Here is a 24,455-nt window from a genome sequence, read left to right as displayed (position 1 = left end):
CGCGCTCATCGCCGCCGCCGGTCATCACCGGGCCGCGGCTCCGGCCCCGGCCGCCCTTCCGGTCACCGCTTCGGCGCCGCCGGTTGACCCGGCCCCGGTCTCAACCGCCGACGCGGCCGCCACGTCGTCGCACTCCCCGTCCGCACCCACGTCCTCGCGTGGCCGGCCGGCGCACGGCACTCCCGGCGGACCGGTGCCCGCGACGCCCCCGGCCGGCCGAGGTGAACGGCGCACCGTCGTACACGTCTCCCCGGACACGATGCCGTACCTGCTCGACCACTGCTTCTTCCCGCAGCGGCCCGGCTGGCCCGACGTGGCCGACCGCTGGCCGGTCGTCCCGGCCACCACGATCGTCCGGCACATGATGGACGCGGCAGAGCAGACGGCCTCCGGCCTGCGGGCGGTCGCCGTGCACGGAGCCCGCTTCGACCAGTGGCTGACCGCCACACCCGCTGTCGACATACCGGTCACCGTCACCCCGGTGGAGGACCACCCCGCCCGTCGCGCGGTGTCCTTCGGCCCCCGGGCCTGTGCCGTGGTGGAACTGGCCCCCGTGTACCCCGGCTCACGTCCCTCCCGGTGGCGTACGGACCCCGCCTGCGAACGCATCCCGGAGCACACCGGGGCCCAGCTCTACACGGAGCGCTGGATGTTCCACGGACCGGCGTTCCAGGGGGTCACCCAGCTGACGGCGATCGGCGACGCCCATGTACGTGGTGTGATCACCACACCGCCTGCGCCCGGCGCCCTGCTGGACAACGTGGGCCAGCTCCTCGGGTACTGGATCATGGCGACCCGCACCGAGCGCACCGTGGTGTTCCCAGTCCAGATGCGGCACATGCGTTTCTACGGTCCCGACCCGCACCCCGGCACCGCGGTGGAGTGCCTGGTGAGGATCACCTCCCTCACGGAGACCGTGCTGGAGGCCGACGTACAGCTGAGCGTCGCCGGTGAGGTGTGGGCGGAACTGACCGGCTGGCAGGACCGCCGCTTCGACAACGACCCGAAGACCAGGCCCGTCGAGCGCTTCCCCGAGCGCAACACCCTCTCCCAGGCGCGGCCCGGCGGCTGGTCGCTCCTCCACGAGCGCTGGCCCGACCTCGCCTCACGCGAGCTGATCATGCGCAACTCGCTGAGCGGGGCGGAGCGTTCCGAGTACGCGGCGCACGCCCCGCGCGGCCGTCGGCAGTGGCTGCTCGGCCGGATCGCGGCCAAGGACGCCGTGCGGAAGTGGCTCTGGGACCACGGCGAGGGACCGGTCTTCCCCGCGGAGATCCGGGTGCACAACGACGAGTTGGGCCGTCCCTATGTCAGCGGGCTGCACGGCCGGACGCTGCCCCCGCTGGACGTCTCGCTGGCCCACCGCGCGGAGGCCGGGGTCGCGATCGTGCGGCCGCACACTCCCGGTCCGGGCCCCGGAATCGACATCGAAGAGGTCGTCGAACGCGGCGCGGAGACCCTGGCCACCGCCCTGCGGGAGGACGAACTCACGCTCCTGCGCGCCCGGTGCGCCGCCACGTCGGAGTCCGAGGCGCTGTGGTTCACCCGGTTCTGGGCCGCGAAGGAAGCGGTCGCCAAGGCGGAAGGCACCGGGTTCCGCGGACGCCCGCGGGACTTCGCCGTCGTCGAGGCGGCGGCCGGGGAGCGGCTCCTGGTCTCGGGACGGCTGGAGCGCGCGTACCGGGTGCACTGCGAGCAGGTGAGCAATCCACCCGGACTGCCCGACAGGGACTACGTCGTGGCCTGGACCACGGGGCCGACGCACGAAGAGGAGACCGACCGATGACCACATCCGACATGAGGCCGGCACCGCATGACAGCCGGGCGACCGGCAGCACGGCCGCGGCACCCGAGCGCGATGCCGACGAGGAGTCCGTCCTCGCCGACATCGCGGGCATGCTCGCGGCGCTGCTGGAGGACGAGTACGACCTCGACGACGTCGAGATCGGCATGGAGACCACCTTCAACCGTGACCTGGAACTGGAGAGCATCGACCTGGTCACCCTGGCGGGCCTTCTGCAGGAGCGGTACGGCAGCCGGGTCAACTTCGCCGAATTCCTGGCGGGCATGGAGTTCGACGAGATCATCGAACTCACCGTCGGCAGGCTCGTCGAGTACGTCGTGCAGAGTCTCGACGTACAAGGTTTCGACGTACAAGGTCTCGACTCGCAGGGTCTCGTCGTACCGAGTCCCAAGGCCGTGGAGGCGGGCTGACCGATGGCGATGGTCGACGCCGGTGACGTCCGGCTGCACGTACAGAGAATGGCTCCCCGGGACGGCCGCCCCGCCATCGCCACAGCGGTACTCGTCCACGGCCTGCTCACCGACAGCCTGGCCAGTTACTACTTCACAGTGGCGCCGGCGTTCGCGGCGGCCGGTATCGACGTCGTCATGTACGACCAGCGGGGCCACGGCCGCAGCAGCCGCCCGGACAGCGGCTACAGGCTCGACGACAACCTCGACGACCTGGAGGCCCTGCTCGACCGGCTGGCGGTGACCGGCCCGGTCCACCTGGTCGGCAACTCCTACGGGGGCACCGTCGCCTTCGGCTACGCGGTGCGGCGGCCGGAACGCGTGGCGAGCCTCTCCGTGATCGAATCCGGGCCGGCGACCGAGGAGTGGGCGGCGACCATGGGCGGGGTCCTGCACCGCGTGGCGACCGAACTGGCGCACAACGAGGCCGCCGCGCTGGCCTGGATCACGGCGAACCGCAGCTACAACACCGCGCGACTGGCGAGGGCGGCGGCGCGCCTGGTGCGGGCCACCACCATCGTCCGTGACCTTCCGGCCGGCCGGGTGCTGAGCGAGGACGAGATCCGCTCGGTCCGCTGCCCTGCGCTCTTCCTCTACGGCGGGGACTCGGCCCTCGTCGAGCAGGCACCCTGGCTCACGTCGCTGCTGCCGGATTGCCGGACCGTCGTGGTACCGGGGCACGAGCACTCCGTGCTGGTGGAGGCGCCGGGAGCGATCGGCGGCCACATCCTGTCCCTGATCCAGGAGACCAGCCGGAAGATGAGCCAGGGTGCGGTGGAGACGCCGGGCATGGCGGGCCGCCCGGCAGGGGCGGAGGCCCGGTGAGCAGATTCCTGTTCGTCGTACCTCCGCTGGTCGGGCACATCAACCCGACGGTGGGCGTAGCAGCCGAACTGACCTCGCTGGGGCACCAGGTGGCGTGGGCGTCCGCCTACCCGGAACTCGTCCGGCGGCTGGCGGGTGACGGGGCCAGGGTGTTCCCGTGTGCCGGGCCCCTCCTCGGCTCGGGCGACGCCGGGCGGCCGTCGGAGCTCCGGGGGCCGGAGGCGCTGAAGTTCCTGTGGGAACGGTTCCTGGTGCCGCTCGCCGAGGCGATGGCCCCCGGAGTGCGGGCGGCCGTGCAGGAGTTCGGCCCCGATGTGGTCGTCGCCGACCAGCAGGCCGTGGCAGGCGGGCTGGTCGCCGAGCGGCTGGAGGTGCCGTGGGCCACCTCGTCCACGACCACGGCAGAGTTCGCGTTCGACGACGCGCTGGCGGGGATGCCCAAGGTCGCCGCCTGGCTGGACACGCTCCTGAGTGATCTGCGCGGGCGCGTCGGAGATCCCTCGGGCACGGCCGATCCACGGTTCTCGCCGCACTTGGTGCTCGCGTACAGCAGTCCGGAATTCGTCGGCCGGGCGGCCAGGACCGACGGGCCGATTCGCTACGTCGGTCCCGCCGTCGAGGCCCGTCCCACGGCACCCGGCTTCCCCTGGGACTGGCTCGATGCCGCCCGCGGCACTGTCCTGGTCACCCTTGGCACCGCCAACACCGACGTCGGGGCCCGTTTCCTCGGCGAGTGCCTGACGGCACTGCGTTGCCGCGCGGACCGGTTGCAGGCCGTGATCGTGGATCCCGCGAACGCCCTCGGCACGGCGGACGCCGACGGCACCGACAAGGACGTACTGATCGTCCCTTCCGTCCCCCAGCTTCCGCTCCTCGAACGGGTCGACGCGGTGGTCTGCCACGCCGGGCACAACACCGTGTGCGAGGCGCTCTGGCACGGTGTTCCCCTCGTGGTGGCGCCCATCCGCGACGACCAGCCCGTCGTGGCCGGACAGGTGACCGACGCGGGGGCGGGCATCAGAGTCAGGTTCGGCCGGGTCACCGCTCCCCGGCTGGGCGCCGCCATCGACGCCGTTCTCCATGAACCCCGCTACCGCGCCGCGGCCGAACGGATCGGCGCGTCGTTCCGTGCCGCGGGCGGCGCCCCCGCGGCCGCGTCCCACCTCGAACAGCTGGCGACCGGCGCGATCCCCGAGGAGTCCCGATGAGCGACGAGTCCACCCCCCGGCCCACACCCGGTGACGAGCCCGTGACGCGCCCCGGCCGCGCCGATCAGGTAGCCGCGCTGCGCCCGGACTACCAGGCGGATCTGGCCCAGGGCCTGGACCGTTTCTTCGAGCCGCAACGGACCACCTGCCCCTGGTGCGGCTCGGCACGCCTGACGACACGCCTGCACACCACCGACCTGCTCCAGCACAAGCCGGGCCGCTTCACCCTGGACCGCTGCCAGGACTGCCGGCATGTCTTCCAGAACCCGCGGCTGAGCGAGACGGGTCTGGAGTTCTACTACCGCGACTTCTACGACGGACTGGGGGAGCAGCAGCTCGGCAGGACCTTCGGGGGACGGACCCGGATGTACGAGGAGCGCGCCCGGTCCCTGCTGCCGTACGACCCCACGCCGAAGAACTGGCTGGATGTCGGCACCGGTCACGGTCACTTCTGTGAGTCGGCCCGCACCGTCCACCCCGGCACTGCCTTCGACGGGCTGGACTTCACCGACGGCGCCGAACTCGCCGAGCGCGCCGGACGGGTGGAACGCGGCTACCGCGGCAGCTTCACCGAACTGGCCCCGGAACTCGCCGGCCGCTACGACGTCGTGAGCATGTTCCACTACCTGGAGCACAGCACGGAGCCCGACCGTGAACTGCGGGCCGCGCACCGGGCGGTCCGGCCCGGCGGGCATCTGCTGATCGAGGTCCCCGACCCCGACAGCCGTTTCGCCCGTCTGCTCGGCCGCTGGTGGCTGCCCTGGCTCCAGCCGCAGCACCTGAACCTCATCCCGGTCGGCAACCTGCGGCGCAGGCTGACGGAGGTCGGCTTCACGGTGGTGGCGGAGCAGCACGCCGAGCCGCACGACCCCGTCGACCTTCTCGCCGCCACCTGGCTGGCCCTCGACGCGATCGCGCCACACGAGGACCTCCCGTGGTTGCCCGAGCCGCCGAACGTGCTCCGGCGTTCCCTGCGCGCTGCGCTGCTGATCGCCGGTGTCCCCGCACTGATCCTGGGCACCCTGCTGGACCGGCTCGTGGTCAAGCCCCTGTCGCACCGGCTGCACGTGTCCAACGCCTACCGGATCCTGGCCCGCCGCGACTGAGACACCGAGGGCACCTTCCCACCGGGCGGCGGACACTCCGCTTCGGGCCGAGCGGGTAGGCTTCCCGGCATACGCCCAACGGGGGAGCGCACACCGGGCCGTCGCGCACGGCACGTACACGTCGCGCAGAGTGAAACGGGAGGATCCGGCGGTGCACGTCCAGGAATGGCTCGACACGGTACCTCCGGCCGCCGTGTACGCCGCGGTGGCCCTGGTCATCGGCCTGGAGAGCCTGGGCATCCCGCTGCCGGGCGAGATCGTGCTGGTGTCGGCGGCGCTCCTGTCCTCGCATCACTCCGGGATCAACCCGGTCGTACTCGGCGCGTGCGCCAGTATCGGCGCCGTGGTGGGCGACTCCATCGGCTACGCGATCGGCCGCAAGGGCGGACGGCCGCTGCTGGCCTGGCTCGGGAAGAAGTTTCCCAAGCACTTCGGTGAGGGCCATGTCGCGACCGCCGAGCGCTCCTTCGAGAAGTGGGGCATGTGGGCGGTCTTCTTCGGCCGCTTCGTCGCGCTGCTGCGGATCTTCGCCGGGCCGCTCGCCGGTGTGCTGCGGATGCCGTACTGGAAGTTCCTGACCGCCAACTTCCTGGGCGGGGTGATCTGGGCGGGCGGCACCACCGCGGTCATCTACTACGTCGGCGTGGTCGCCGAGTCCTGGCTGAAGAAGTTCTCGTGGCTGGGTCTGGTGGCGGCGCTGCTGGTGGGCCTCGCCTCGATGCTGATCGTGAAGCGGAAGGCGAAGAAGGCGACGGCGGAGAAGGAGGCGGCCGAACCGGACACGGTTCCGGCCGCCGAGTGAGCGTCAGGGCTCAGTGAGCGTCAGGGCTCAGTGAGTCTCAGGGCGAGTCTCAGGGCTTCTCGTGCACCTCTCGGTGCGCCTTCGCCAGGTCCGAGTACATCGTCCCGTTCAGCGTGATGACCTCGCGCTCCTCGGCGGTCAGCTCCCGCTTGACCTTCGCGGGCACGCCCGCCACGAGTGAGCCCGGCGGTACCTGCATGCCCTGGGGCACCAGTGCCTGCGCCGCGACCAGGGAGCCCGCGCCGATCACAGCTCCGTTGAGGACCGTGGCGCCCATGCCGATCAGGCAGTCGTCCTCGATCGTGGCGCCGTGGACGACGGCGTTGTGCCCGATCGACACCCGCTCGCCGACGGAGATCGGGAAACCCAGGTCGACGTGCAGGGTGCAGTTGTCCTGCACGTTGCTGTCGGCGCCGATGACGATCGGACCACAGTCGGCGCGCAGCACCGCCCCGTACCAGACGCTCGCGCCCGCGTGCAGAGTCACGTCCCCGATCACCACGGACGTGGGGGCCGTGAACGCCTCCTGATCCACCTGCGGATCCTTGCCGCCGATACCCGCTATCAGCGCCCTGTGCGTCATTGCCGTCTCCTCGTGGTCGGTACACCGGCACGCTACGCCATCGGTGGGGCGAAGATCACAGCCGTACTGCCTCATGGGCGCACCCCCGGCTGAGTACGGTGAGCGGGTGCTCAGGGACAGGAACACGTTCTCATCATGGCGGCGCGGACTCGCGCAACGCGCCGTCCACGCGGGCTGGGCCTGGGCGCAGCGTGCGGGGTCCGTGACCGCGGAGCACCCCGGTCGCTTCCGCTTCGGTGCAATGGGAACAGGTACCAGGCTCGCCTTTCCGCTCGGCACGGTCTTCGGCGAACCCTGGATCCATCTCGGCGCGCACTGCATCATCGGCGAACAGGTCACGCTGACCGCCGGGCTGATGCCCGATCTCGACCTGGGCCCCGACCCGATCCTGCGGATCGGCGACGGCGTCGTCCTCGGCCGCGGCAGCCATGTCATCGCCGACACCACGGTCACGATCGGCAGCGACTGCTACTTCGGGCCGTACGTCTACGTGACGTCGACGAACCATTCGTACGACGACCCGCACGAGCCCATCGGCAAGCAGTGGCCGCGGATGGAGCCGGTGGAGATCGGCCCCGGGTGCTGGATCGGGACGGGCGCGGTGATCCTGCCGGGCGCCCGGATCGGACGCAACGTGGTCGTGGCGGCCGGAGCGGTGGTACGGGGAGCGGTGCCGGACCATGCGGTGGTGGCCGGGGCGCCGGCCCGGGTCGTACGGCGCTGGACACCCGACGCCGGATGGCAGCCGCCGCTTCGGACGCCGGCGCCCGTGCCGATCCCGGACGGCGTCACACCGGAGCAGCTGAGGGCGTTGTCGGACCTGGACGAGGAGACCGCCGCCCGGCTCGCCGGACTGGACGCGGAGTCCTGAGTCAGCCGGTGGCGAGCAGCACCGTGCCGACCAGGGCCAGGCCCGCGCCTGCCGCCTGCACGGCGCGCAGCCGCTCACTGAGGAAGCCGCGCGCGGCGAGTGCCGTGACCACCGGATAGAGCGAGGCGAGCACGGCGGCCACGGTGATGGGGCCGTGCTGGGCGGCGATCGCGTATGTGCCGTTGGCGGCGACGTCGGCGAGGCCGACGAAGCCGAGTGCGGGCAGGGAACGCCAGGGGAAGCCCTCGCCGGGCGGAAGCGCCGGGGCGCCGCGCCGCATGGAGACGCAGAGGGCGGCGCCGCCCGCGACGACGTTGGTGACGCGCTGCACGAAGAGTGCCAGGAACAGCCCGGTGACTGTGGTCGACGCCTCCGCGAACAGCGCGAACACCGTGCCGAAGCCGAGCGCCGCGACCAGTGTGAGCAGGATCGCCTGCCGCTGGACCGGCGCGCCCCTGAGCTGGGGACCGCCCGCGAGCGCGACTCCGACGACGGCTACGGCGATCCCGGCGGCCTGCATCAGCCCGGGGCGCTCGCCCAGGACCAGCCCCACGCCGATGGGGACCGCCACGCTCAGGGTGGCGAGCGGGGAGACCACGCCCATCGGGCCCAGGGCGAGGGCCTTGTAGAAGGAGAGCAGGGCGATCGGCCCGATCAGGCCGGCGGCGAGCGCGAACCACAGCCGCGGCCCCGCCTCGCTCCAGCCTCCGGTGGCCACCACGAGCGCACCGAGCACGGCTGCCGCGACGGCCTGCGAGACGACGACCACGGTCAGCGCGGGTATCCGTCGCGTCAGCAGCCCGCCGCCGAAGTCGGCCAGGCCCCACAGGAGGCTGGTGGCCAGGGCGAAGAATGCTGTCATGGTCCGCCTCGCAGTACAGTTCAGTGAACGATCAGGTGCACCACAGCATAGTTCAATGCAGTGAACTATGACATACAAAATATTGGATGGAATGTGTCGGACCTCGACCTGCTGACCCAGTCCCTGGCGCGCAACGTGAAGCGTTGGCGCACCGAGCGGGGCTTCACCCTGGAGGCGCTCGCCGCCCGTGCGGGAGTCAGTCGCGGCATGCTCATCCAGATCGAGCAGGCCCGCACCAACCCGAGCATCGGCACGGTCGTCAAGATCGGCGACGCGCTCGGCGTCAGCGTCACCACGCTGCTCGACTACGAGCAGGGCCCCAAGGTCCGCATCGTCCCGGCCGAGCAGGCCGTACGTCTCTGGCACACCGACGCCGGCAGTTACAACCGCCTCCTCGCGGGCACCGAGGCTCCCGGCCCGCTGGAGATGTGGGACTGGCGGCTGATGCCGGGGGACCGCAGCCCCTCGGACCCGCACCCCGCCGGCACGGTCGAACTCGTCTACGTCACCGCCGGCGAACTGACGCTCACCGTCGACGGCGTCGAGCACCGCGTCCCGACCGGGGCGAGCGCCTCCTTCGAGGCCGACACCCCGCACACCTACGCCAATGAAGGCGACATGCCGATGGAGATGGTGATGGCGGTCTCCGTGCCGCCCGTGCGCTGAAACGACCGTCCGGCGGCCCGTATACGGCTGTTAGCGTGCGGCCATGCGCGCACCCATCGGAGACTTCGACAACGCCACGCCCGCCCCCGACTGCCTCGACGAGCTGACCCGCCCGGTTGCGGACGCCGTACGCCACTGGAGCGGCAGCGTGCCCGCCGACCAGATCGTCTACGTCGACACCCGACCCGAGTGGGCCGACACCGCGGTTTTCCTGGAGCACTACGGCAAGGAGCTGCTCGACCAGTCCGCCAACTGCGTCGTGGTCGCGGGCAGGCGCGGCGGTGAGACGACGCTGGCCGCCTGTCTGGTGCTCTCCGGCACCCGGGTCGACGTGAACGGCGTGGTCCGCCGTCAACTCGGCGCCCGCAAGGCCTCGTTCGCACCGATGGAGGTGGCAACGGGGGAGACCGGCATGGAGTACGGCGGCATCACACCGATCGGACTGCCCGCCGGCTGGCCGGTGTTGGTGGACTCGGCGGTCGCCGACCTGTCGTACGTACTGGTGGGCAGCGGCCGGCGCCGGGGGAAGCTGCTGGTGCCGGGGAAGGCCTTCGCGGAGCTGTCCAACGCGGTGGTGCTGGAGGGGCTGGGCGTCTGACGGGCGGACCGGGCCGGGCTGTGTACGAGGACCGCCGTGTCAGGCCCGGGTGTGGTGAGCCAGGGCCAGGTGCGGATCCGTCTGGCCCGGAGCCGGGGCCGGGTCGGGGTGGACCAGGGCCGCGGTGAGCTTCGGGACCGCGTGCAGCAGGGCGTGTTCGGCCTCGACCGCAATATCGTGCGCCCGCCGCACGCTCACCTCGCCGTCAACCACGACCGCCACCTCGGCGCGCAACCGGTGCCCGATCCAGCGCAGCCGCAGCTCGCCCACCTCACGCACGCCCGGTACCTCCCGCAGCGCCTGCTCGGCCCGGTCCACCAGCGCCGGGTCGACGGCGTCCAGCACACGCCGGAACACCTCGCGCGCCGCGTCCCGCAGCACCAGCACGATCGCCGCCGTGATCGCCAGTCCCACGATCGGGTCGGCGAGGTGCCACCCGAGGGCCGCGCCGCCCGCGCCGACCAGCACAGCGAGCGAGGTGAATCCGTCCGTACGCGCGTGCAGTCCGTCGGCGACCAGTGCGGCCGAACCGATCGCGCGGCCGACCCGGATACGGTGGCGGGCGATCCACTCGTTGCCCGCGAAACCGATGACGGCCGCGACGGCGACGACAGGGATGTGCTCCATGGGGCGCGGGTCCAGCAGCCGCCCGACCGCACTCCAGGCGGTGAAGGCGGCGGACGCGGCGATCGTCAGCACCACCACGATGCCGGCGAGGTCCTCGGCGCGGCCGTATCCGTAGGTGAAACGACGTGTGGCCGCGCGCCGGCCCAGGACGAAGGCGATTCCGAGCGGTACGGCGGTCAGGGCGTCGGCGGCGTTGTGCACGGTGTCGCCGAGCAGCGCGACCGATCCGGAGATCACGACCACGACCGCCTGCGCCAGCGCCGTCACCCCGAGCACGGCCAGCGACAGCCACAGCGCCCGCATGCCCTGCGCGGAGGACTCCAGCGCGGAGTCGAGCTTGTCGGCGGTCTCGTGGGAGTGGGGGGTGAGGAGGTGGCGCAGGCGGGAGAGAAGGCCGTGCGGGTGCGGATGGGTGTGGTCGTGACCGTGAACGTGAGGGTGGGGATGCTGCTGCGGGTGATCGTGTGCGCGGTGGTGCGGGTGCGGGTGCGGGTGCGGGTGCGGATGCGGGTGCGGGTGCGTGTCGTCCACGAGGCCGCCCGAGATGGTCTTCGCGACCTCGGTGGACAGGAAAGCGCCGACGATGTTGAGCACGCCGCTGACGAGGACCGCGGTTTTCGGTTTGAGAGCTCCGGTTGCGATGGAGGTGGCCATCGCGTTCGCGGTCTCATGGAAACCGTTCGTGAAGTCGAAGGCCAGCGCCGTGATGATGACGACGGCCACGAGGAACGTGATGTGGTCCATCCCCCGATAGAAGTAACCCAAGGCGTACTGCCGGCGAAGCACAGGCAAAGCCCGAGCGTGCGTCTCATGGGCGAACAGGCATCGAACGCACAGGTGAGTGGGGGTGTAGGGGTCGTATCGAGGGGGTATGTGAGCGCTTTCGCGGACGGATGGGGATTCTGCGGGGCACGCTGACACGGCTGTGGGCCGGGACCCCTCGGTCCCGGCCCACAGCCGTGTCATGTGCCGGGATCCGGCGCTCGCGCCGGATCCCGGGAGATCAGGCGGCGGCGGGCGCGGCCTGCGTCAGCTGCTCGATGACCTTGGTCAGGCCCTCGACGACCTCGGTGTCGTCGGCGGGGTGGGTCTCGGCGAAGCGGACGACGGAGCCGGGGATGGACAGCTTGGCCTCCTCGACGACGGAGCCACCGGCGATGCCCACGGCCTTGCGGGTCTCGTCCTGGGCCCACACGCCGCCGAACTGGCCGAACGCGGTGCCGACGACGGCCACCGGCTTGCCGGAGAGGGCACCGGCGCCGTACGGACGGGACAGCCAGTCGATCGCGTTCTTCAGCACGGCCGGAATGGTGCCGTTGTACTCGGGCGAGAAGAGCAGCAGAGAGTCGGCCTGAGCCGTGGCGGCACGCAGCTTGGCGGCGGACTCGGGGACGCTCCCCTCGACGTCGATGTCCTCGTTGTAGAAGGGCACGTCGGCCAGACCCTCGTAGAGCTCGACCTCGACGCCCTCCGGGGCGTGCTTCACAGCGGCCTCGGCGAGCTGACGGTTGTGGGAACCGGCGCGAAGGCTTCCGACCAGAGCAAGGATGCGTACGGACATGGCAAGTCTCCCAGGATGTGCGTTCGGTACAACTGGACCGAGTGAGTCCGTTGAATGTTGTACCACCTTAATCGGACCGCGGTCCACTTTCTATCACGACTAACCGGACCGCGGTCCTGTTTCTTTGCCATCTAACCGGACCGCGGTCCGAATGTCATCCCGGGGCGCTAGGCTGAATCCATGACCGAGCCGCTTCCGACCTTTCCCGTGCCGCAGAACGACCACGGCGGCCCCAGGGACCTCGCCCTCATGCCTACGGGCGGGGCGCCTCAGCTGCGTGCCGACGCCGCGCGCAACCGCACCCGGCTTCTCGAGGTGGCCGCGCGCCTGGCCGGCGAGCGCGGCATAGCGAACGTGACCATGGAGGACATCGCCTGCGGTGCGGGGGTCGGCAAGGGCACCGTCTTCCGGCGGTTCGGTGACCGCACGGGCCTGCTGGTGGAGCTGCTCAGCCATCAGGAGGAGCAGCTCCAGGCCGGTTTCCTCTCGGGGCCGCCGCCGCTCGGTCCGGGCGCGCCCGCGGTGGAGCGGCTGCACGCCTTCGGCTCGGCCGTCATCCGCCACGAACGCACGCACCGGGACCTGTATCTGGCCGCCCACGCGGAGCCGGGCCGCCGCCGCGCGAGTCCGCCGTACCAGTTCCGGCTGGCACACATCTGCCTGCTGCTGCGTGAGGCGCGGGCGGACGGTGACATCGAGCTCGTCGGCCATACGCTGCTCGGCTATCTGGAGACCGTGCTCGTCGACCATCTGGTCACTACCCGCGGGATGTCCCTGGAGCGCCTGGAGGCCGGTTGGCGGGACCTCGTCGACCGGTTCACGGGCCGATGTCCCGGCTGACGCACGCCCCGGACGCTCGCTGACGGTGTCATGGCGACACCAAGTCAGCAGGTGGTCATCGTCACGCTGCGATGATGGTGTTCATGACCACACCGAGCAGAAGAGCCGAGATGTTCGTCCCCGCCGAGCGTGACCCGCGCTTCCTCGGCCCCGCCACCGGCGACGAACGCGCCCTCCTCGTCGACTTCCTGGCCGGCCAGCGCGCCACGCTGGAGCTCAAATGCATCGGCCTGGACACCCGTTTGTCGCAGCGGTCCGTGGCGCCTTCCACGCTCTCGCTGCTCGGCCTGCTGCGACACCTCGCCGATGTCGAACGCCGCTGGTTCCGGCAGGTTCTGGCCGGTCACGCCGCGCCGCCCCTGTTCTCCTCGCCCGCCGACCCCGACGGCGACTTCTCCGGAGCGGTGCCCGACCCCGAGGTCGTGTCCCGCGCCTGGCAGGTGTGGCGCGCCGAGATCGCCTTCGCGGAAGCGTTCGTCGCCGCCGCACCCCACCTCGACATCGAGGGCCATGACTCCTGGCGCGGCACGGTGTCGCTTCGCTGGGTGCTCGTCCACATGATCGAGGAGTACGCCCGTCACAACGGTCACGCGGATCTGCTGCGGGAGCGCATCGACGGGGCGATCGGCCTGTGAGGAGAGGGCGACGGGCATCGGCCGATGGCGTGGGGCGCGATTGCCGGCTGCTCGGCCGTGCTCGGGCGGTGTGACGTTTACGCAGGTCAGGGTCTTATTATCGGACATGACAACGGTCACCGATGCAGCCTTTGCCGAAGGGCGTCGCGATGCGTTTCACTGCGGTCGAGGCATCCGATGCGTGGGGGAAGGCGGACCATATGAGCGACCACGGTCATGAGCACGGCCCGGGGGGCCATTCGGGGCACTCCGGCCACTCCCACGGGGTGTCGGCGGATGCCGACCGCCGCTGGCTGGGTGTCGCGCTCACCCTGATCACCGTGTTCATGGCGGCCGAGGTGGTCGTCGGCCTCATCGCGAGCTCCCTGGCCCTGCTCTCCGACGCGGCCCATATGCTGACCGACGCCGCGTCCATCGTGCTCGCCCTGATCGCGATGCGGCTCGCCGCCCGCCCCGCCCGCGGTGGCTTCACCTATGGGCTCAAGCGCGCGGAGATCCTCTCCGCCCAGGCCAACGGCCTCACCCTGCTCCTGCTGGGTGCGTGGCTCGCGTACGAGGCGGTACGCCGGCTCATCCATCCGCCGGAGGTCCAGGGCGGGCTGATGCTGGCCACCGCACTCGCCGGGATCGTCGTCAACGTGACCGCCACCTGGTGCATCTCGAAGGCCAACCGCACCTCCCTCAATGTCGAGGGTGCCTATCAGCACGTTCTGAACGACCTGTTCGCCTTCATCGGCACCGCGATCGCCGCGCTCGTCGTCGTCCTCACGGGCTTCGAGCGCGCCGACCCCATTGCCACGCTCGTAGTCGTCGCGCTGATGGTGAAGGCCGCCTACGGGCTGCTGCGCGACTCCGGCCGCATCTTCCTGGAGGCGGCGCCCGCCGACGTCGACCCGGACGCGCTCGGCGACCGGCTCGTCGCCCGGCCGGGCGTCGTCGAGGTGCACGACCTGCACGTCTGGCAGATCACCTCGGGACAGGCCGCGCTGTCCGCGCACATCCTGGTCGAACCCGGCGGCGACTGCCACGCCGTACGCCGTGACCTGGAAGAGGTCCTGCGCCACGACTACCACATCACCCACACCACCCTCCAGGTCGACCACTCTCCCGAGCAGGTCCTGCAAGTGGTCAGGCCCGGCGACCGGACCATGGCGGACGACCCCGCGCACTGCGAGGCCCCGCACGGCCCGGCGCACCGGGAGGAGCCGCACCACCACTGAGGCGGACACCACCCGCTGAGGCGGACAGCGCTACCGGGGCGTACACCACCAGTGGGGCGGCCACCACCCCGCCCCCGGGTCTTGACCATCTCTTTCCCCGAATACCTCTGACACAGAGCTAATCTCGGAAGCGTGGGATCGGAGAGCCTCGCCGAGGGGCTGGCCGGCGCGCTCGTCGGAGTGCAGCGGCTGATCCGCCGGCGACTGCGCAGCGAGATGACCGTGCCGCGGCTGCGCGGTGCCGAGGTCGAACTGCTGCGTCTGGTCATGGCGCGACCGGGCATCGGCGTCTCCGACGCCGCCAAGGAGCTGTATCTGGCGGGCAACTCGGTCTCGACACTCGTCAACCACCTGGTGCGCGAGGGCTATCTGGTCCGCGAGACACACCCGGCCGACCGGCGGGCCGTGCAGCTGCTGCCCACCGAGGCCGCCGAGACACGGCTGCGCGACTGGCGGGAGCGGCGGACGGCACTCGTGGGCCGCCAGCTGGCCCGCCTCGACGAGGCAGACCGCAAGGCCCTGGAGGCGGCCCTTCCGGCCCTGCGCAAGCTGGCGGAGAACCTGCACGAGGAGGCCGAGGAGACATGACGCGGAACGCGAAGGACAGCGAGGCCCCCGCGGTCGACGCCGTCACCTGTGCCGGGCTCGCCTACTCCTTCGGCGAGACGCACGCGGTCGACGGCCTGGACCTCTCCGTCCGCGACGGCGAGGTGTTCGGACTGCTCGGCCCCAACGGCGCGGGCAAGACCACCGCGATCCGCTGCATCACCACGCTCCTTCCGGTCCCGGCCGGCATGGTCCATGTCTTCGGCCACGACGCGACCCGTGAACGCATGGCCGTACGGCGTCTGCTGGGCTACGTGCCGCAGCAGCTGTCCGCCGACGCCGGGCTCACCGGCCGGGAGAACGTCGCCCTGTTCGCCCGGGTCTTCGACGTCCCCCGTCGCGAGCGGGCCCGGCGCGTCGGGCAGGCGCTCGCGGCCGTCGGCCTCACCGCAGCGGCCGACCGGCTCGCGAACACCTACTCCGGCGGCATGGTCCGCCGGCTCGAACTGGCCCAGGCACTGGTCAGCGCGCCCCGGCTGCTGATCCTCGACGAGCCGACCATCGGCCTCGACCCGATCGCCCGGACCAATGTGTGGGAGCACATCAACGCCGTACGCGCCGCCACCGGCATGACAGTCCTCGTCACGACCCACTACATGGACGAGGCCGACCAGTACTGCGACCGGGTCGCCCTGATGCACCGCGGTCGCGTCCGCGCCCTCGGCACCCCCGACGAGCTGAGGACCGGACTCAGGGAACGACTCGGCACCGAAGGGCCGCTGCCGACGCTGGAGGACGTCTTCCGGGACGTCGCGGGCAGCGGACTCGACGACCAGTCAGGAGAATTCCGCGATGTCCGAAGCACCCGCCGCACCGCGTCCCGCGTCGGCTGACCGCGCCCACCCGGCGGACCTCGACCTGCTGGTGGCCCCGCCCCGGGCCCGTACCGGCTGGAAGGTGCTGCCCGCACGGGTTGTCGCGATGTGCGCGGTCGAGCTGCAGAAACTGCGCCACGACCGCACCGAGCTGTACACCCGGGCGGTCCAGCCGGCACTGTGGCTGCTGATCTTCGGTGAGACGTTCACCAGGATCAGGGCGATCCCCACCGGCGGCATCCCGTACATCGACTACCTGGCACCCGGCATCATCGCCCAGTCCGCGATGTTCATCGCCATCTTCTACGGCATCATGATCATCTGGGAGCGGGACGCCGGGATCCTCACGAAGCTGCTGGTCACACCGACCCCGCGGGCGGCGCTCATCACCGGCAAGGCATTCGCCGCCGGGGTGAAGGCGCTGATCCAGGCGGTCGTGGTCGTCCTGATCGCGGCACTGCTCGGCGTCGCGATGACCTGGAACCCGTTGAGGTTGCTCGGCGTCGCCGTGGCCGTCGTCCTGGGCTCGGCATTCTTCTCCTGCCTGTCGATGACGATCGCGGGCATCGTGCTGACCCGCGACCGCCTCATGGGTATCGGCCAGGCGATCACGATGCCGCTGTTCTTCGGCTCCAACGCCCTCTACCCGGTGTCCGTCATGCCCGGCTGGCTCCAGGCCGTCAGCAAGGGCAACCCGTTGAGCTACCAGGTCGACGCCCTGCGCGGCCTCCTGCTCGGCACACCCTCGCACCTGCCGCTCGACTTCGCCGTCCTGCTGGTGGCCGCCGCCCTGGGCATCACGTCGGCGTCGTCGCTGCTGGGCCGGCTGGCCCGCTGAGACGCACGGGCGTTCACCGCTTCTTCCAGAACGCCATCAGATCCGCCAGCGCCCTGATGATCTCGGGCCGCTCCGCCGCCTCCGCCTGCCGCAGGCTGATGACGAGCGAGAGCAGGACCATGGCGACCAAGAGGCCGACGGCGTAGAGGAAGAGCTGGGGAGCAGCCATGGCCATTTGCTCCAGTACGGCCCACATACCGCCTCCCGGACGTTCCCGGCCGCTGCCTCCGGGAGACTTCGACAGAGCGCGAAGCCCCTCGACGAAGGCAGGCGGATCCTGGTGGGGGCACGGACGCCGAGCAGGTCGACGTCGGCGGTGGCGGTGCGGACTACTCGTCGCCGCCTGACCAGTTACTACGCGGTATCAAGATAACCCGTGGGTACAACGTGACCATGCCCGACTCGCGTCACCGTTCACACGTTGGACCGCTCATCGCCCATATGGCCCGCTAACGCAGTGAAGGGATCTCGATCGCCGGGCAACGGTCCATCACCATCTCCAGGCCCGCCCCGCGGGTGCGCGCGTACGCCTGCTCGTCGATGACGCCCAGCTGGTACCAGACGGCCTTGGCGCCGATCGCGGCCGCCTGGTCGGCGACCGGGCCCGCCAGGTCGCTGTTGACGAAGACATCGACGACGTCGACGGGGAACGGGATCGCGTCCAACGAGGGGTAGCCCTGCTCGCCATGGACCGTCTCGGCTTTCGGGTGGACCGGCACGATGCGCTTTCCGAAACGCTGGAGGACGGCGGCGACGCGGTGGGCCGCACGGCTCCGGTTCGTCGACAGGCCCACGATCGCCCAGGTGTCGCCCAGCTCGGTGAGGATCTTGCGGATCGTTGCTGCGTCGCCGTACACGGCCGGTCTCCTTCGACGTCCCGCGGCGCGGTAGCCCCGCGCCGTCTGCTGTGGAGGCAACAGGGGGTGGGATGCGGTGATTCCCCCGGAGGGCAGGACGCTGGGCGGGACGGGCGTACGCGGGCGCCCGACGGTGTGCGTCTGTCCTGAATGGGGCCCATCCACCTGCGCCGGAGCCCTCGTCCGCCTACGCTCACCACCGTGCTCCGTATCACCGATGCCCGCAGCGGCGACGCCATCGATGTCCGCCCGGGCCTGACCCGCGTCCATGCGCATGTCACCGGAGCGGACACCTCCGCACTGCGGGTGCTGCTGGTGGCCGACGTGCTGGCCAGGGCCCTGGAACTGGGCGGCACGCCCGTCGTCACGGTCGCCGCCCCGTCCGCCGAACTCCGCGCACGCGCCGACGACCTCGGCATCCGCCCCGCCGACCCCGAAGGGCCTGCCGTCGGACAGGCACTGCACGTCGTCGGGGCGCAGGGCACCGCACCCGGCGGAGTGCGCATCGAGGTCGCCCCGGCGATCGGCCCCGCCGACACCACCGCCCAGCCGTCGACCCTACGTCTCGCCCTGCTCACCCGCCCTCGCCGGCATCCCGCCGATCTCGGCACGGACGCCCTGGCCGAGGCACGGGACACACTCGTCCGCTGGCGCAAGGCCGTCGCCGCCTGGGCGACGCGCCCGTCCAGACCCGTCCCCGAGCGGGTACGGCAGGATCTGCGCGCCGCCTGGGAGGACGATCTCGACGTTCCGGCCGTCCTGGAGGTACTGCGGCGAGTGGAGAGCGCCGGCGACATGCCGGACGGGGCGCGCTTCGAGACATACGCCTACGCCGACCGGCTGCTCGGCCTCGACCTCGCCCGCGAGATCGGCGCACGGCCATGATCACCCGAGCCGGATCCGGCCCGCTGCGCAGACTCGTCGTCCTGCGGCACGCCAAGTCCGCCTGGCCCGTCGGCGTCGCCGACCACGAGCGGCCGCTCGCACCGCGGGGCCGCCGGGACGCCCCGGCAGCCGGGCGTGCACTGGCCGAGGCCGACTGCCTGCCCGACCTCGCGCTGTGCTCCACCGCCGTCCGGGCCCGCCAGACCTGGGAGCTGGCCTCGGCCCAGTGGGGCACCCCGCCGCCCGTACGACTCGAATCGCGCCTGTATGCCGCCGATGTGTCCGACCTGCTGGAAGCCGTGCGCGAAGCGCCCGCCCAGGTAGGGACGTTGCTGCTGATCGGGCACAACCCGGGGTTGGCGGAACTGGTGCTCGAACTCGCCGGGGACGGCCTGGACGATGCGCTGGAGCGCGTGCACACCAAGTTCCCCACCTCGGCGATCGCCGTTCTCGCCTGGCACGGCAGCACCTGGGACTACCTAGCCCCCGGCACGGCGCTCCTGACGGATGTGATCGTGCCGAGGGGTAAGAAGAGCTAGCGATCCACGACCGCCCCTAGCCGACGTGGATCCGGGGGCGCCGTTCCGGGTCGGGCTCGGCGCGGCGCAGCACCTCGCGCGTGACTGGCGCGACTTCGCCGTCCCCGAACACCAGGAAGCGCAGCAGATGGCTGAAGGGATTGCCCTCGGTCCAGTTGAAGTAGGCGTGCGGCACCTCGCCGGTGCGGTCACGCAGCTCCATCAGCACGGCGGCGATGGTGTTGGGCACGGTCGCGCCCTGCACGCGCAGCCTGCGCACCCCGTGCTTCTCGTCCCCGTGGACGGCCAGATCGGCGGTGAAGTCCGAGGAGTCCGCGACGAACACCTCCAGGAAGAGTACGGGGCGCCCGTCCGGGATATGGGTCTGCTCGCGCTGGCTGTACTCCTTGGCGCGGTACTCCCGTGTGCTGTGCTCCTGAGGCTCGTTGGCGATCAGCCGCAGCGGCCCGCTCGCCGCGGCCTCGTCGATGAAGCGGGCCGCCGCCTCGTCGAATGTGACGGTCGCGGCCCGCAGTTCGAAGGCGCGGTGCACACGTGAGGCGAACGACGAGACCAGGATCAAGACGATGAAGATCAGTGCGATCTTGATGCCGTCGGGGCGCTCGATGACATTCGTGACCAGGGTGTACGCGAAGACCGCGGTGATCGTTCCGAAGCCCAGCGCGGCGGCCCGGTGCCCGCGCCGGTGCACGGCGACCGTGGACGCGAACGACGCGGAGAGCATCAGAACGAGCACCCCGGTCGCGTACGCGCCGCTCTGCGCGTCGACGTTCGCGTCGAACCACACCGTGATCAAGACCGCGGCCGCCATGAAGACCAGGACGAGGGGACGTACCGCGCGGGTCCACTCGGGGGCCATGCCGTAGCGCGGCAGATACCGGGGCACCAGGTTGAGCAGGCCGGCGAGGGCGGAGGCGCCCGCGAACCAGAGGATCGCGATCGTCGCGACGTCGTAGACGGTGCCGAAGGCCTCGCCCAGGTGCTGGTGCGCGAGATACGCGAGCGCGCGCCCGTTGGCGGGGCCGCCGCTCTTGAAGGCGTCCTGTGGGATCAGGATCGTGGTCGCCAGGCTGGACAGCAGCAGGAGACAGCTCATGATGACGGCGGCGGTGGTGAGCAGCTTGCGCGTGTCGCGGATACGGCCGGCCGGGTTCGCGTACGTGTCCGCCGGGTCGCCCTTGACCTGCGGCATCACCGCCACGCCCGTCTCGAAGCCGGACATGCCGAGCGCGAGCTTCGGGAAGACGAGGAGCGCCACGCCGATCATGGCGAGCGGTGAGGAGTGCTCGGCGGTCAGGGCGTCCGTCCAGTCGCCGATCTTCACCGGGTGGCTCAGTACCTCCCAGGCGGAGACCGCGAGCACGACGACATTGAGGGCGAGGTACGTGGCCACGAGCGCGACGGCGATGCCGATGGCTTCCGTGAAGCCCTTCAGGAAGACGGCGCCGAGCGCCGCCACCAGGAAGAGGGTGATCCAGAGGTTCGCGCCGTCCATCCAGTGCGGGGCGAAGGGATTCTCCACGACGTGCGCGGCGGCGTCCGCGGCCGACAGGGTGATCGTGATCATGAAGTCGGTGGCCGCGAACCCGAGGAGCACGAGGACGAAGACCTTCCCCGCCCACCACGGCAGCAGCCGCTCCAGCATGGCGATCGAGCCCTCCCCGTGCGGGCTCTCGTGGGCCACCCGGCGATAGACCGGGAGCGCGCCGAGCAGGGTCAGCGCAATCAGCACGAGCGTCGCGAGCGGCGAAAGGAGTCCGGCCGCGAGCGCGGCGATACCGGGCTGGTATCCGAGGGTGGAGAAGTAGTCCACACCGGTCAGACACATGACCCGCCACCAGGTGTGCCCCTTGTGCTCGGCGTCCAGGGTGGCGTGCGGGCCCGGGTGCCGGGCCGTCCGCTCGCTCAGGCCCTCCTGGAGCCAGGCCCGCCAGCGGGCCGTTGCGGCGGAGGGCCGCGAAGGGTCGGGCTCGGCGGCGTCCGGACTCTCCACCTGGGTGCCGGTCATGCTGCGCTCTCCTGCGATCGGTCGGGCGGCCCGCCGGGCCGCTGCTCTGGCCTGGGCCTGCGCACGGCCCGGGACCTTTGGACAACGACGAGCGAGTATCCACTACGTGGCCGACCGCACCGGCGCCGGGGGCGACCCCGTGTCGGGGAGGGCACGCGCCCGTCCACGCGGCCGGGAGCGCTCCGCGCCACCGGTCCGGCGCAGGTCCGGGCCCGGCGTACGGCGGGCGCGGCCGCGCCGCATACGCTGGCCCGATGCAGGACGAGTACCGCACAGTGACCCGCACGGGCGTGCACGAGACCGAAGTCAACCGCTCCCGCTTCCTGTGCGCCCTCGCCCCGGCCGCCACCGAACAGGAGGCCCAGGACTTCATCGCCGGCGTCCGCAAGGAACACGCGGACGCCACCCACAACTGCTACGCGTACGTCATCGGGGCCGACGCCACGATCCAGAAGGCGAGCGACGACGGCGAACCGGGCGGTACCGCGGGCGTCCCCATGCTCCAGATGCTGCTGCGCCGCGACATGCGGTACGTCGTCGCCGTCGTCACCCGCTACTACGGCGGGGTGAAGCTGGGCGCGGGCGGACTCATCAGGGCTTACGGGGGAGCGGTGGGCGAAGCCCTGGACGCTCTCGGCACGATCACCCGCCGCCGCTTCCGGCTCGCCACGGTGACGGTCGACCACCAGCGTGCGGGCAAGGTGCAGAACGACCTGCGGGCCACCGGCCGCGAGGTACGGGACGTGCGGTACGGCGAGGCCGTCACGATCGAGATCGGCCTGCCGGACGCCGACGTGGAGGCCTTTCAGCTGTGGCTCGCGGACGTCACCGCGGGCACGGCCGGGTTCGAACTGGGCGGAGAGGCGTACGGGGACGCGTGACGCACCCGGTGAAAGGTGCATAACGGGACAACGGATGGGCGTGGGAAGTGTCACGACGGGTCGATACGGGAGTAACCGCCCGTGATGTCAGACCCGGCCGTTAGTCTTCGGGGATCATGAGGCTGCTGCACACTTCCGACTGGCATCTGGGCCGGGCGTTCCACCGGGTCAACATGCTCGGCGCGCAGGCCGAGTTCATCGGCCATCTCGTGGCGACCGTGCGTGAGTGGGGCGTGGACGCGGTGGTCGTGTCGGGAGACGTGTACGACCGGGCGGTGCCGCCGCTGGCCGCCGTCGAGCTGTTCGACGACGCCCTGCACCGCCTCGCTGACCTGGGCGTGCCCACAGTGATGATCTCCGGCAACCACGACTCGGCGCGCCGCCTGGGCGTCGGTGCCGGGCTCATCGGCCGCGCGGGCATCCATCTGCGCACGGAGCCCGCGGCCTGTGACACACCGGTCGTGCTGGCCGACGCCCACGGCGACGTGGCCTTCTACGGTCTGCCGTATCTCGAACCGGCCCTGGTGAAGGACGAGTTCGGGGTCGGGAAGGCGGGCCACGAGGCGGTGCTCGCGGCTGCCATGGACCGGGTCCGCGCCGATCTCGCCACGCGCGCGCCGGGCACCCGTTCCGTCGTCCTCGCCCACGCCTTCGTCACCGGCGGCGAACCCAGCGACAGCGAGCGGGACATCACGGTCGGCGGGGTCGCCGCGGTGCCTGCGGGCGTCTTCGACGGAGTGGACTACGCGGCACTGGGCCATCTGCACGGCAGTCAGACCATCACCGAGCGCGTGCGCTACTCCGGTTCCCCGTTGCCGTACTCCTTCTCGGAAGCCGACCACCGCAAGAGCATGTGGATCGTCGACCTGGGCGCCGACGGCTCGGTCACCGCGGAGCGCGTCGACTGCCCGGTGCCGCGGCCCCTCGCCCGGATCCGCGGGAGGCTGGAGGAACTGCTCGCGGACCCGGACCTGGCGTGCCACGAGGAGGCCTGGGTGGAGGCGACCCTCACCGACCCCGTGCGGCCCGCGGAGCCCATGGCCCGGCTGACCGAGCGCTTTCCGCACACGCTCAGCCTCGTCTTCGACCCCGAGCGCGCCCCCGAGGATCCCGGCGTGTCGTACGCGCGACGGCTGGCGGGACGCAGCGACCAGCAGATCGCGGAGGACTTCGTCGCCCATGTGCGCGGGGCGGGGCCGGACGAGCGCGAACGGGCCGTGCTGCAGGACGCGTTCGACGCGGTGCGTGCCGACGAGGCGGTCCGGGAGGTCGCCCGGTGACCTCGCACGCGCACGACTCGGAGGGAGCCCTGTGAGGCTGCACCGGCTCGACATCACCGCCTTCGGCCCCTTCGGCGGCACCCAGCAGATCGATTTCGACGAACTGTCCGCCGCCGGGCTCTTCCTGCTGCACGGACCGACGGGCGCCGGCAAGACATCCGTCCTGGACGCCGTGTGCTACGCGTTGTACGGGGCCGTTCCCGGCGCCCGGCAGAGCGGGCAGGGTCTGACCCTGCGCAGCGACCACGCGGCACCGCACACACGAACGGAGATCCGTCTCGAACTCACCGTCGCCGGACGCCGGCTGGAGATCACCCGGCAGCCACCCTGGGAGCGCCCCAAGAAGCGCGGCGCCGGTACGACGACGGACAAGGCGCAGAGCTGGCTGCGCGAGTACGACACCTCGGCCGGCGCCTGGAAGGACCTCAGCCGCTCCCACCAGGAGATCGGCGAGGAGATCACCCAGCTGCTCGGCATGAGCCGTGAGCAGTTCTGCCAGGTCGTGCTGCTGCCCCAGGGCGACTTCGCCCGCTTCCTGCGCGCCGACGCCGAGGCCCGCGGCAAACTGCTCGGCCGCCTGTTCGACACGCACCGCTTCGCCGAGGTCGAAAAGCGCCTCGCCGAACGGCGGCGGGCGACGGAGGCCGAGGTGCGGGACGGGGACGCCGCACTGCTCGAGGACGCGCACCGCATGCACCAGGCGGCCGACGACTCCATGCCGCTGCCGGACCTCGCACCGGGCGACCCCGGGCTCGCCGACGCCGTCATGAGCTGGGCCGCCATCGCGCGCAGTACGGCCCGTGAGCGGCTGACCATCGCGCACTGCGCGCGTACCGCCGCCGAGTCGGCGCGGGCCGCCGCGGAGCGGGTCCTGGACGACGTACGCGAACGGGCGCGGCTCCAGCGCAGGTTCGCCGAGGCCCGGGAGCGGGCGGCGCTGCTCGAGGAGCGAGCCGACGCCCACCGTGCGGCGCAGAAACGCATGGAGCGGTCCCGCAAAGCCGAGGCCGTGGCGCCCGCCCTCGACCTGCGTGAGGCCGCCGAGACCGAGCAGCGGCGCGCCGCCGCGGACGAGGCACGCGCGCGTGC

27 protein-coding genes are annotated in these 24,455 nt (G+C 71.5%); 20 read left to right on the top strand and 7 right to left on the bottom strand.

All coding sequences use genetic code 11. The features are described from left to right. The 6 genes from ABT186_RS43060 to ABT186_RS43035 form a co-directional block, all read left to right on the top strand. Positions 1-1,786 (top strand): 4'-phosphopantetheinyl transferase superfamily protein (locus tag ABT186_RS43060; RefSeq protein ID WP_351929789.1); only part of this gene is annotated, 1,786 nt, incomplete at its 5' end. Positions 1,787-1,896: 110 nt separating this feature from the next. Then, complete coding sequence (locus tag ABT186_RS43055) at positions 1,897-2,214, top strand: acyl carrier protein (RefSeq protein WP_351236431.1); 318 nt, start codon at positions 1,897-1,899, stop codon at positions 2,212-2,214. 3 nt (positions 2,215-2,217) lie between these two features. Beyond that, on the top strand, positions 2,218-3,078 hold the full coding sequence (locus tag ABT186_RS43050) for an alpha/beta fold hydrolase (protein ID WP_351929787.1): 861 nt from the start codon (positions 2,218-2,220) through the stop codon (positions 3,076-3,078). Next, the gene (locus ABT186_RS43045) at positions 3,075-4,286 is read left to right on the top strand and encodes a glycosyltransferase (RefSeq protein WP_351236425.1); all 1,212 of its coding nucleotides are present in this window, start codon (positions 3,075-3,077) and stop codon (positions 4,284-4,286) included. Before ABT186_RS43050 ends, ABT186_RS43045 begins: the two co-directional genes overlap by 4 nt. Continuing rightward, positions 4,283-5,392: a class I SAM-dependent methyltransferase gene (locus ABT186_RS43040; RefSeq protein WP_351236423.1), complete on the top strand. Its 1,110-nt coding sequence runs from the start codon at positions 4,283-4,285 to the stop codon at positions 5,390-5,392. The genes ABT186_RS43045 and ABT186_RS43040 overlap by 4 nt, the downstream gene beginning before the upstream one ends. 151 nt (positions 5,393-5,543) lie before the next feature. Continuing rightward, positions 5,544-6,194: a DedA family protein gene (locus ABT186_RS43035; protein WP_351236421.1), complete on the top strand. Its 651-nt coding sequence runs from the start codon at positions 5,544-5,546 to the stop codon at positions 6,192-6,194. A gap of 49 nt (positions 6,195-6,243) precedes the next feature. On the opposite strand, the gene ABT186_RS43030 is transcribed toward ABT186_RS43035, so the two are convergent. Continuing rightward, positions 6,244-6,777: a gamma carbonic anhydrase family protein gene (locus ABT186_RS43030; RefSeq protein WP_351236419.1), complete on the bottom strand. Its 534-nt coding sequence runs from the start codon at positions 6,775-6,777 to the stop codon at positions 6,244-6,246. Positions 6,778-6,850: 73 nt separating this feature from the next. On the opposite strand from ABT186_RS43030, the gene ABT186_RS43025 reads away from it, so the two are divergent. Further along, positions 6,851-7,648, top strand: coding sequence for an acyltransferase (locus ABT186_RS43025; protein WP_351236417.1), 798 nt, complete (start codon positions 6,851-6,853; stop codon positions 7,646-7,648). A 1-nt stretch (position 7,649) separates the two neighbouring features. Here ABT186_RS43025 and ABT186_RS43020 read toward each other — a convergent pair whose 3' ends face one another. Further along, positions 7,650-8,510, bottom strand: a complete 861-nt coding sequence (locus ABT186_RS43020) for an EamA family transporter (RefSeq protein WP_351236415.1) — start codon at positions 8,508-8,510, stop codon at positions 7,650-7,652. Positions 8,511-8,603: 93 nt separating this feature from the next. Here ABT186_RS43020 and ABT186_RS43015 point away from each other — a divergent pair, with 93 nt between their 5' ends. Both ABT186_RS43015 and ABT186_RS43010 read left to right on the top strand, forming a co-directional pair. Beyond that, positions 8,604-9,176, top strand: a complete 573-nt coding sequence (locus tag ABT186_RS43015) for a helix-turn-helix domain-containing protein (RefSeq protein ID WP_351929785.1) — start codon at positions 8,604-8,606, stop codon at positions 9,174-9,176. Between the two features lie 43 nt (positions 9,177-9,219). After that, a complete protein-coding gene (locus tag ABT186_RS43010) occupies positions 9,220-9,774 on the top strand; it encodes a YbaK/EbsC family protein (protein ID WP_351236411.1) in 555 nt (184 codons plus the stop codon). Positions 9,775-9,813: 39 nt separating this feature from the next. On the opposite strand, the gene ABT186_RS43005 is transcribed toward ABT186_RS43010, so the two are convergent. After that, positions 9,814-11,145, bottom strand: coding sequence for a cation diffusion facilitator family transporter (locus tag ABT186_RS43005; protein WP_351929783.1), 1,332 nt, complete (start codon positions 11,143-11,145; stop codon positions 9,814-9,816). 259 nt (positions 11,146-11,404) lie between these two features. After that, the gene (locus ABT186_RS43000) at positions 11,405-11,962 is read right to left on the bottom strand and encodes an NAD(P)H-dependent oxidoreductase (protein ID WP_351230104.1); all 558 of its coding nucleotides are present in this window, start codon (positions 11,960-11,962) and stop codon (positions 11,405-11,407) included. Positions 11,963-12,142: 180 nt separating this feature from the next. Here ABT186_RS43000 and ABT186_RS42995 point away from each other — a divergent pair, with 180 nt between their 5' ends. From ABT186_RS42995 to ABT186_RS42970, 6 genes are all read left to right on the top strand, one after another. Continuing rightward, positions 12,143-12,802: a TetR/AcrR family transcriptional regulator gene (locus ABT186_RS42995; protein ID WP_351230106.1), complete on the top strand. Its 660-nt coding sequence runs from the start codon at positions 12,143-12,145 to the stop codon at positions 12,800-12,802. A gap of 83 nt (positions 12,803-12,885) precedes the next feature. Further along, positions 12,886-13,437 (top strand): DinB family protein, encoded by a 552-nt coding sequence (locus ABT186_RS42990; protein ID WP_351230108.1) that lies wholly within the window; start codon positions 12,886-12,888, stop codon positions 13,435-13,437. 200 nt (positions 13,438-13,637) lie between these two features. Beyond that, on the top strand, positions 13,638-14,657 hold the full coding sequence (locus ABT186_RS42985; protein WP_351929781.1) for a cation diffusion facilitator family transporter: 1,020 nt from the start codon (positions 13,638-13,640) through the stop codon (positions 14,655-14,657). A gap of 132 nt (positions 14,658-14,789) precedes the next feature. Continuing rightward, complete coding sequence (locus ABT186_RS42980) at positions 14,790-15,245, top strand: MarR family winged helix-turn-helix transcriptional regulator (RefSeq protein WP_351230112.1); 456 nt, start codon at positions 14,790-14,792, stop codon at positions 15,243-15,245. Then, on the top strand, positions 15,242-16,096 hold the full coding sequence (locus tag ABT186_RS42975) for an ABC transporter ATP-binding protein (RefSeq protein WP_351230114.1): 855 nt from the start codon (positions 15,242-15,244) through the stop codon (positions 16,094-16,096). The genes ABT186_RS42980 and ABT186_RS42975 overlap by 4 nt, the downstream gene beginning before the upstream one ends. Then, positions 16,056-16,916, top strand: a complete 861-nt coding sequence (locus tag ABT186_RS42970; protein ID WP_351929779.1) for an ABC transporter permease — start codon at positions 16,056-16,058, stop codon at positions 16,914-16,916. Before ABT186_RS42975 ends, ABT186_RS42970 begins: the two co-directional genes overlap by 41 nt. Before the next feature lie 13 nt (positions 16,917-16,929). Here ABT186_RS42970 and ABT186_RS42965 read toward each other — a convergent pair whose 3' ends face one another. After that, the gene (locus ABT186_RS42965; protein ID WP_351230118.1) at positions 16,930-17,085 is read right to left on the bottom strand and encodes a hypothetical protein; all 156 of its coding nucleotides are present in this window, start codon (positions 17,083-17,085) and stop codon (positions 16,930-16,932) included. Positions 17,086-17,365: 280 nt separating this feature from the next. Beyond that, positions 17,366-17,773: a CoA-binding protein gene (locus ABT186_RS42960; RefSeq protein WP_351230120.1), complete on the bottom strand. Its 408-nt coding sequence runs from the start codon at positions 17,771-17,773 to the stop codon at positions 17,366-17,368. A gap of 201 nt (positions 17,774-17,974) precedes the next feature. Here ABT186_RS42960 and ABT186_RS42955 point away from each other — a divergent pair, with 201 nt between their 5' ends. Further along, entirely contained in the window at positions 17,975-18,658 is a 684-nt protein-coding gene (locus ABT186_RS42955) for a hypothetical protein (RefSeq protein WP_351230122.1), read from the top strand. Then, positions 18,655-19,197 (top strand): SixA phosphatase family protein, encoded by a 543-nt coding sequence (locus tag ABT186_RS42950; RefSeq protein WP_351230124.1) that lies wholly within the window; start codon positions 18,655-18,657, stop codon positions 19,195-19,197. Before ABT186_RS42955 ends, ABT186_RS42950 begins: the two co-directional genes overlap by 4 nt. 16 nt (positions 19,198-19,213) lie before the next feature. Here the strand turns inward: ABT186_RS42950 and ABT186_RS42945 are convergent, their stop codons facing one another. Then, the gene (locus tag ABT186_RS42945; protein ID WP_351230126.1) at positions 19,214-21,205 is read right to left on the bottom strand and encodes an APC family permease; all 1,992 of its coding nucleotides are present in this window, start codon (positions 21,203-21,205) and stop codon (positions 19,214-19,216) included. Between the two features lie 254 nt (positions 21,206-21,459). On the opposite strand from ABT186_RS42945, the gene ABT186_RS42940 reads away from it, so the two are divergent. The 3 genes from ABT186_RS42940 to ABT186_RS42930 all read left to right on the top strand — a co-directional run. Continuing rightward, positions 21,460-22,086, top strand: a complete 627-nt coding sequence (locus ABT186_RS42940; protein WP_351230128.1) for a YigZ family protein — start codon at positions 21,460-21,462, stop codon at positions 22,084-22,086. 116 nt (positions 22,087-22,202) lie between these two features. Next, positions 22,203-23,366 (top strand): exonuclease SbcCD subunit D, encoded by a 1,164-nt coding sequence (locus tag ABT186_RS42935; RefSeq protein ID WP_351929777.1) that lies wholly within the window; start codon positions 22,203-22,205, stop codon positions 23,364-23,366. Between the two features lie 31 nt (positions 23,367-23,397). Continuing rightward, on the top strand, positions 23,398-24,455 hold a 1,058-nt coding region (locus ABT186_RS42930), incomplete at its 3' end, for an AAA family ATPase (protein WP_351929775.1).

This window comes from Streptomyces sp. NPDC001634 (assembly GCF_040298185.1).
GTDB lineage: Bacteria > Actinomycetota > Actinomycetes > Streptomycetales > Streptomycetaceae > Streptomyces.
The sequence above is the reverse complement of the archived record's forward strand: the minus strand, read 5'-3'. Positions and strand labels throughout refer to the sequence as shown.

Coding starts and splice junctions, on each gene's coding strand:
- ABT186_RS43040 (WP_351236423.1), top strand. CDS start 4,283: ATGAGCGACGAGTCCACCCCCCGGCCCACACCCGGTGACGAGCCCGTG.
- ABT186_RS42940 (WP_351230128.1), top strand. CDS start 21,460: ATGCAGGACGAGTACCGCACAGTGACCCGCACGGGCGTGCACGAGACC.
- ABT186_RS43005 (WP_351929783.1), bottom strand. CDS start 11,145: ATGGACCACATCACGTTCCTCGTGGCCGTCGTCATCATCACGGCGCTG.
- ABT186_RS42965 (WP_351230118.1), bottom strand. CDS start 17,085: ATGGCTGCTCCCCAGCTCTTCCTCTACGCCGTCGGCCTCTTGGTCGCC.
- ABT186_RS42975 (WP_351230114.1), top strand. CDS start 15,242: ATGACGCGGAACGCGAAGGACAGCGAGGCCCCCGCGGTCGACGCCGTC.
- ABT186_RS42995 (WP_351230106.1), top strand. CDS start 12,143: ATGACCGAGCCGCTTCCGACCTTTCCCGTGCCGCAGAACGACCACGGC.
- ABT186_RS42945 (WP_351230126.1), bottom strand. CDS start 21,205: ATGACCGGCACCCAGGTGGAGAGTCCGGACGCCGCCGAGCCCGACCCT.
- ABT186_RS43020 (WP_351236415.1), bottom strand. CDS start 8,510: ATGACAGCATTCTTCGCCCTGGCCACCAGCCTCCTGTGGGGCCTGGCC.
- ABT186_RS42985 (WP_351929781.1), top strand. CDS start 13,638: ATGAGCGACCACGGTCATGAGCACGGCCCGGGGGGCCATTCGGGGCAC.
- ABT186_RS43050 (WP_351929787.1), top strand. CDS start 2,218: ATGGCGATGGTCGACGCCGGTGACGTCCGGCTGCACGTACAGAGAATG.
- ABT186_RS42970 (WP_351929779.1), top strand. CDS start 16,056: ATGTCCGAAGCACCCGCCGCACCGCGTCCCGCGTCGGCTGACCGCGCC.
- ABT186_RS43010 (WP_351236411.1), top strand. CDS start 9,220: ATGCGCGCACCCATCGGAGACTTCGACAACGCCACGCCCGCCCCCGAC.
- ABT186_RS42990 (WP_351230108.1), top strand. CDS start 12,886: ATGACCACACCGAGCAGAAGAGCCGAGATGTTCGTCCCCGCCGAGCGT.
- ABT186_RS43055 (WP_351236431.1), top strand. CDS start 1,897: ATGCTCGCGGCGCTGCTGGAGGACGAGTACGACCTCGACGACGTCGAG.
- ABT186_RS43000 (WP_351230104.1), bottom strand. CDS start 11,962: ATGTCCGTACGCATCCTTGCTCTGGTCGGAAGCCTTCGCGCCGGTTCC.
- ABT186_RS42935 (WP_351929777.1), top strand. CDS start 22,203: ATGAGGCTGCTGCACACTTCCGACTGGCATCTGGGCCGGGCGTTCCAC.
- ABT186_RS43030 (WP_351236419.1), bottom strand. CDS start 6,777: ATGACGCACAGGGCGCTGATAGCGGGTATCGGCGGCAAGGATCCGCAG.
- ABT186_RS43025 (WP_351236417.1), top strand. CDS start 6,851: ATGGGCGCACCCCCGGCTGAGTACGGTGAGCGGGTGCTCAGGGACAGG.
- ABT186_RS42950 (WP_351230124.1), top strand. CDS start 18,655: ATGATCACCCGAGCCGGATCCGGCCCGCTGCGCAGACTCGTCGTCCTG.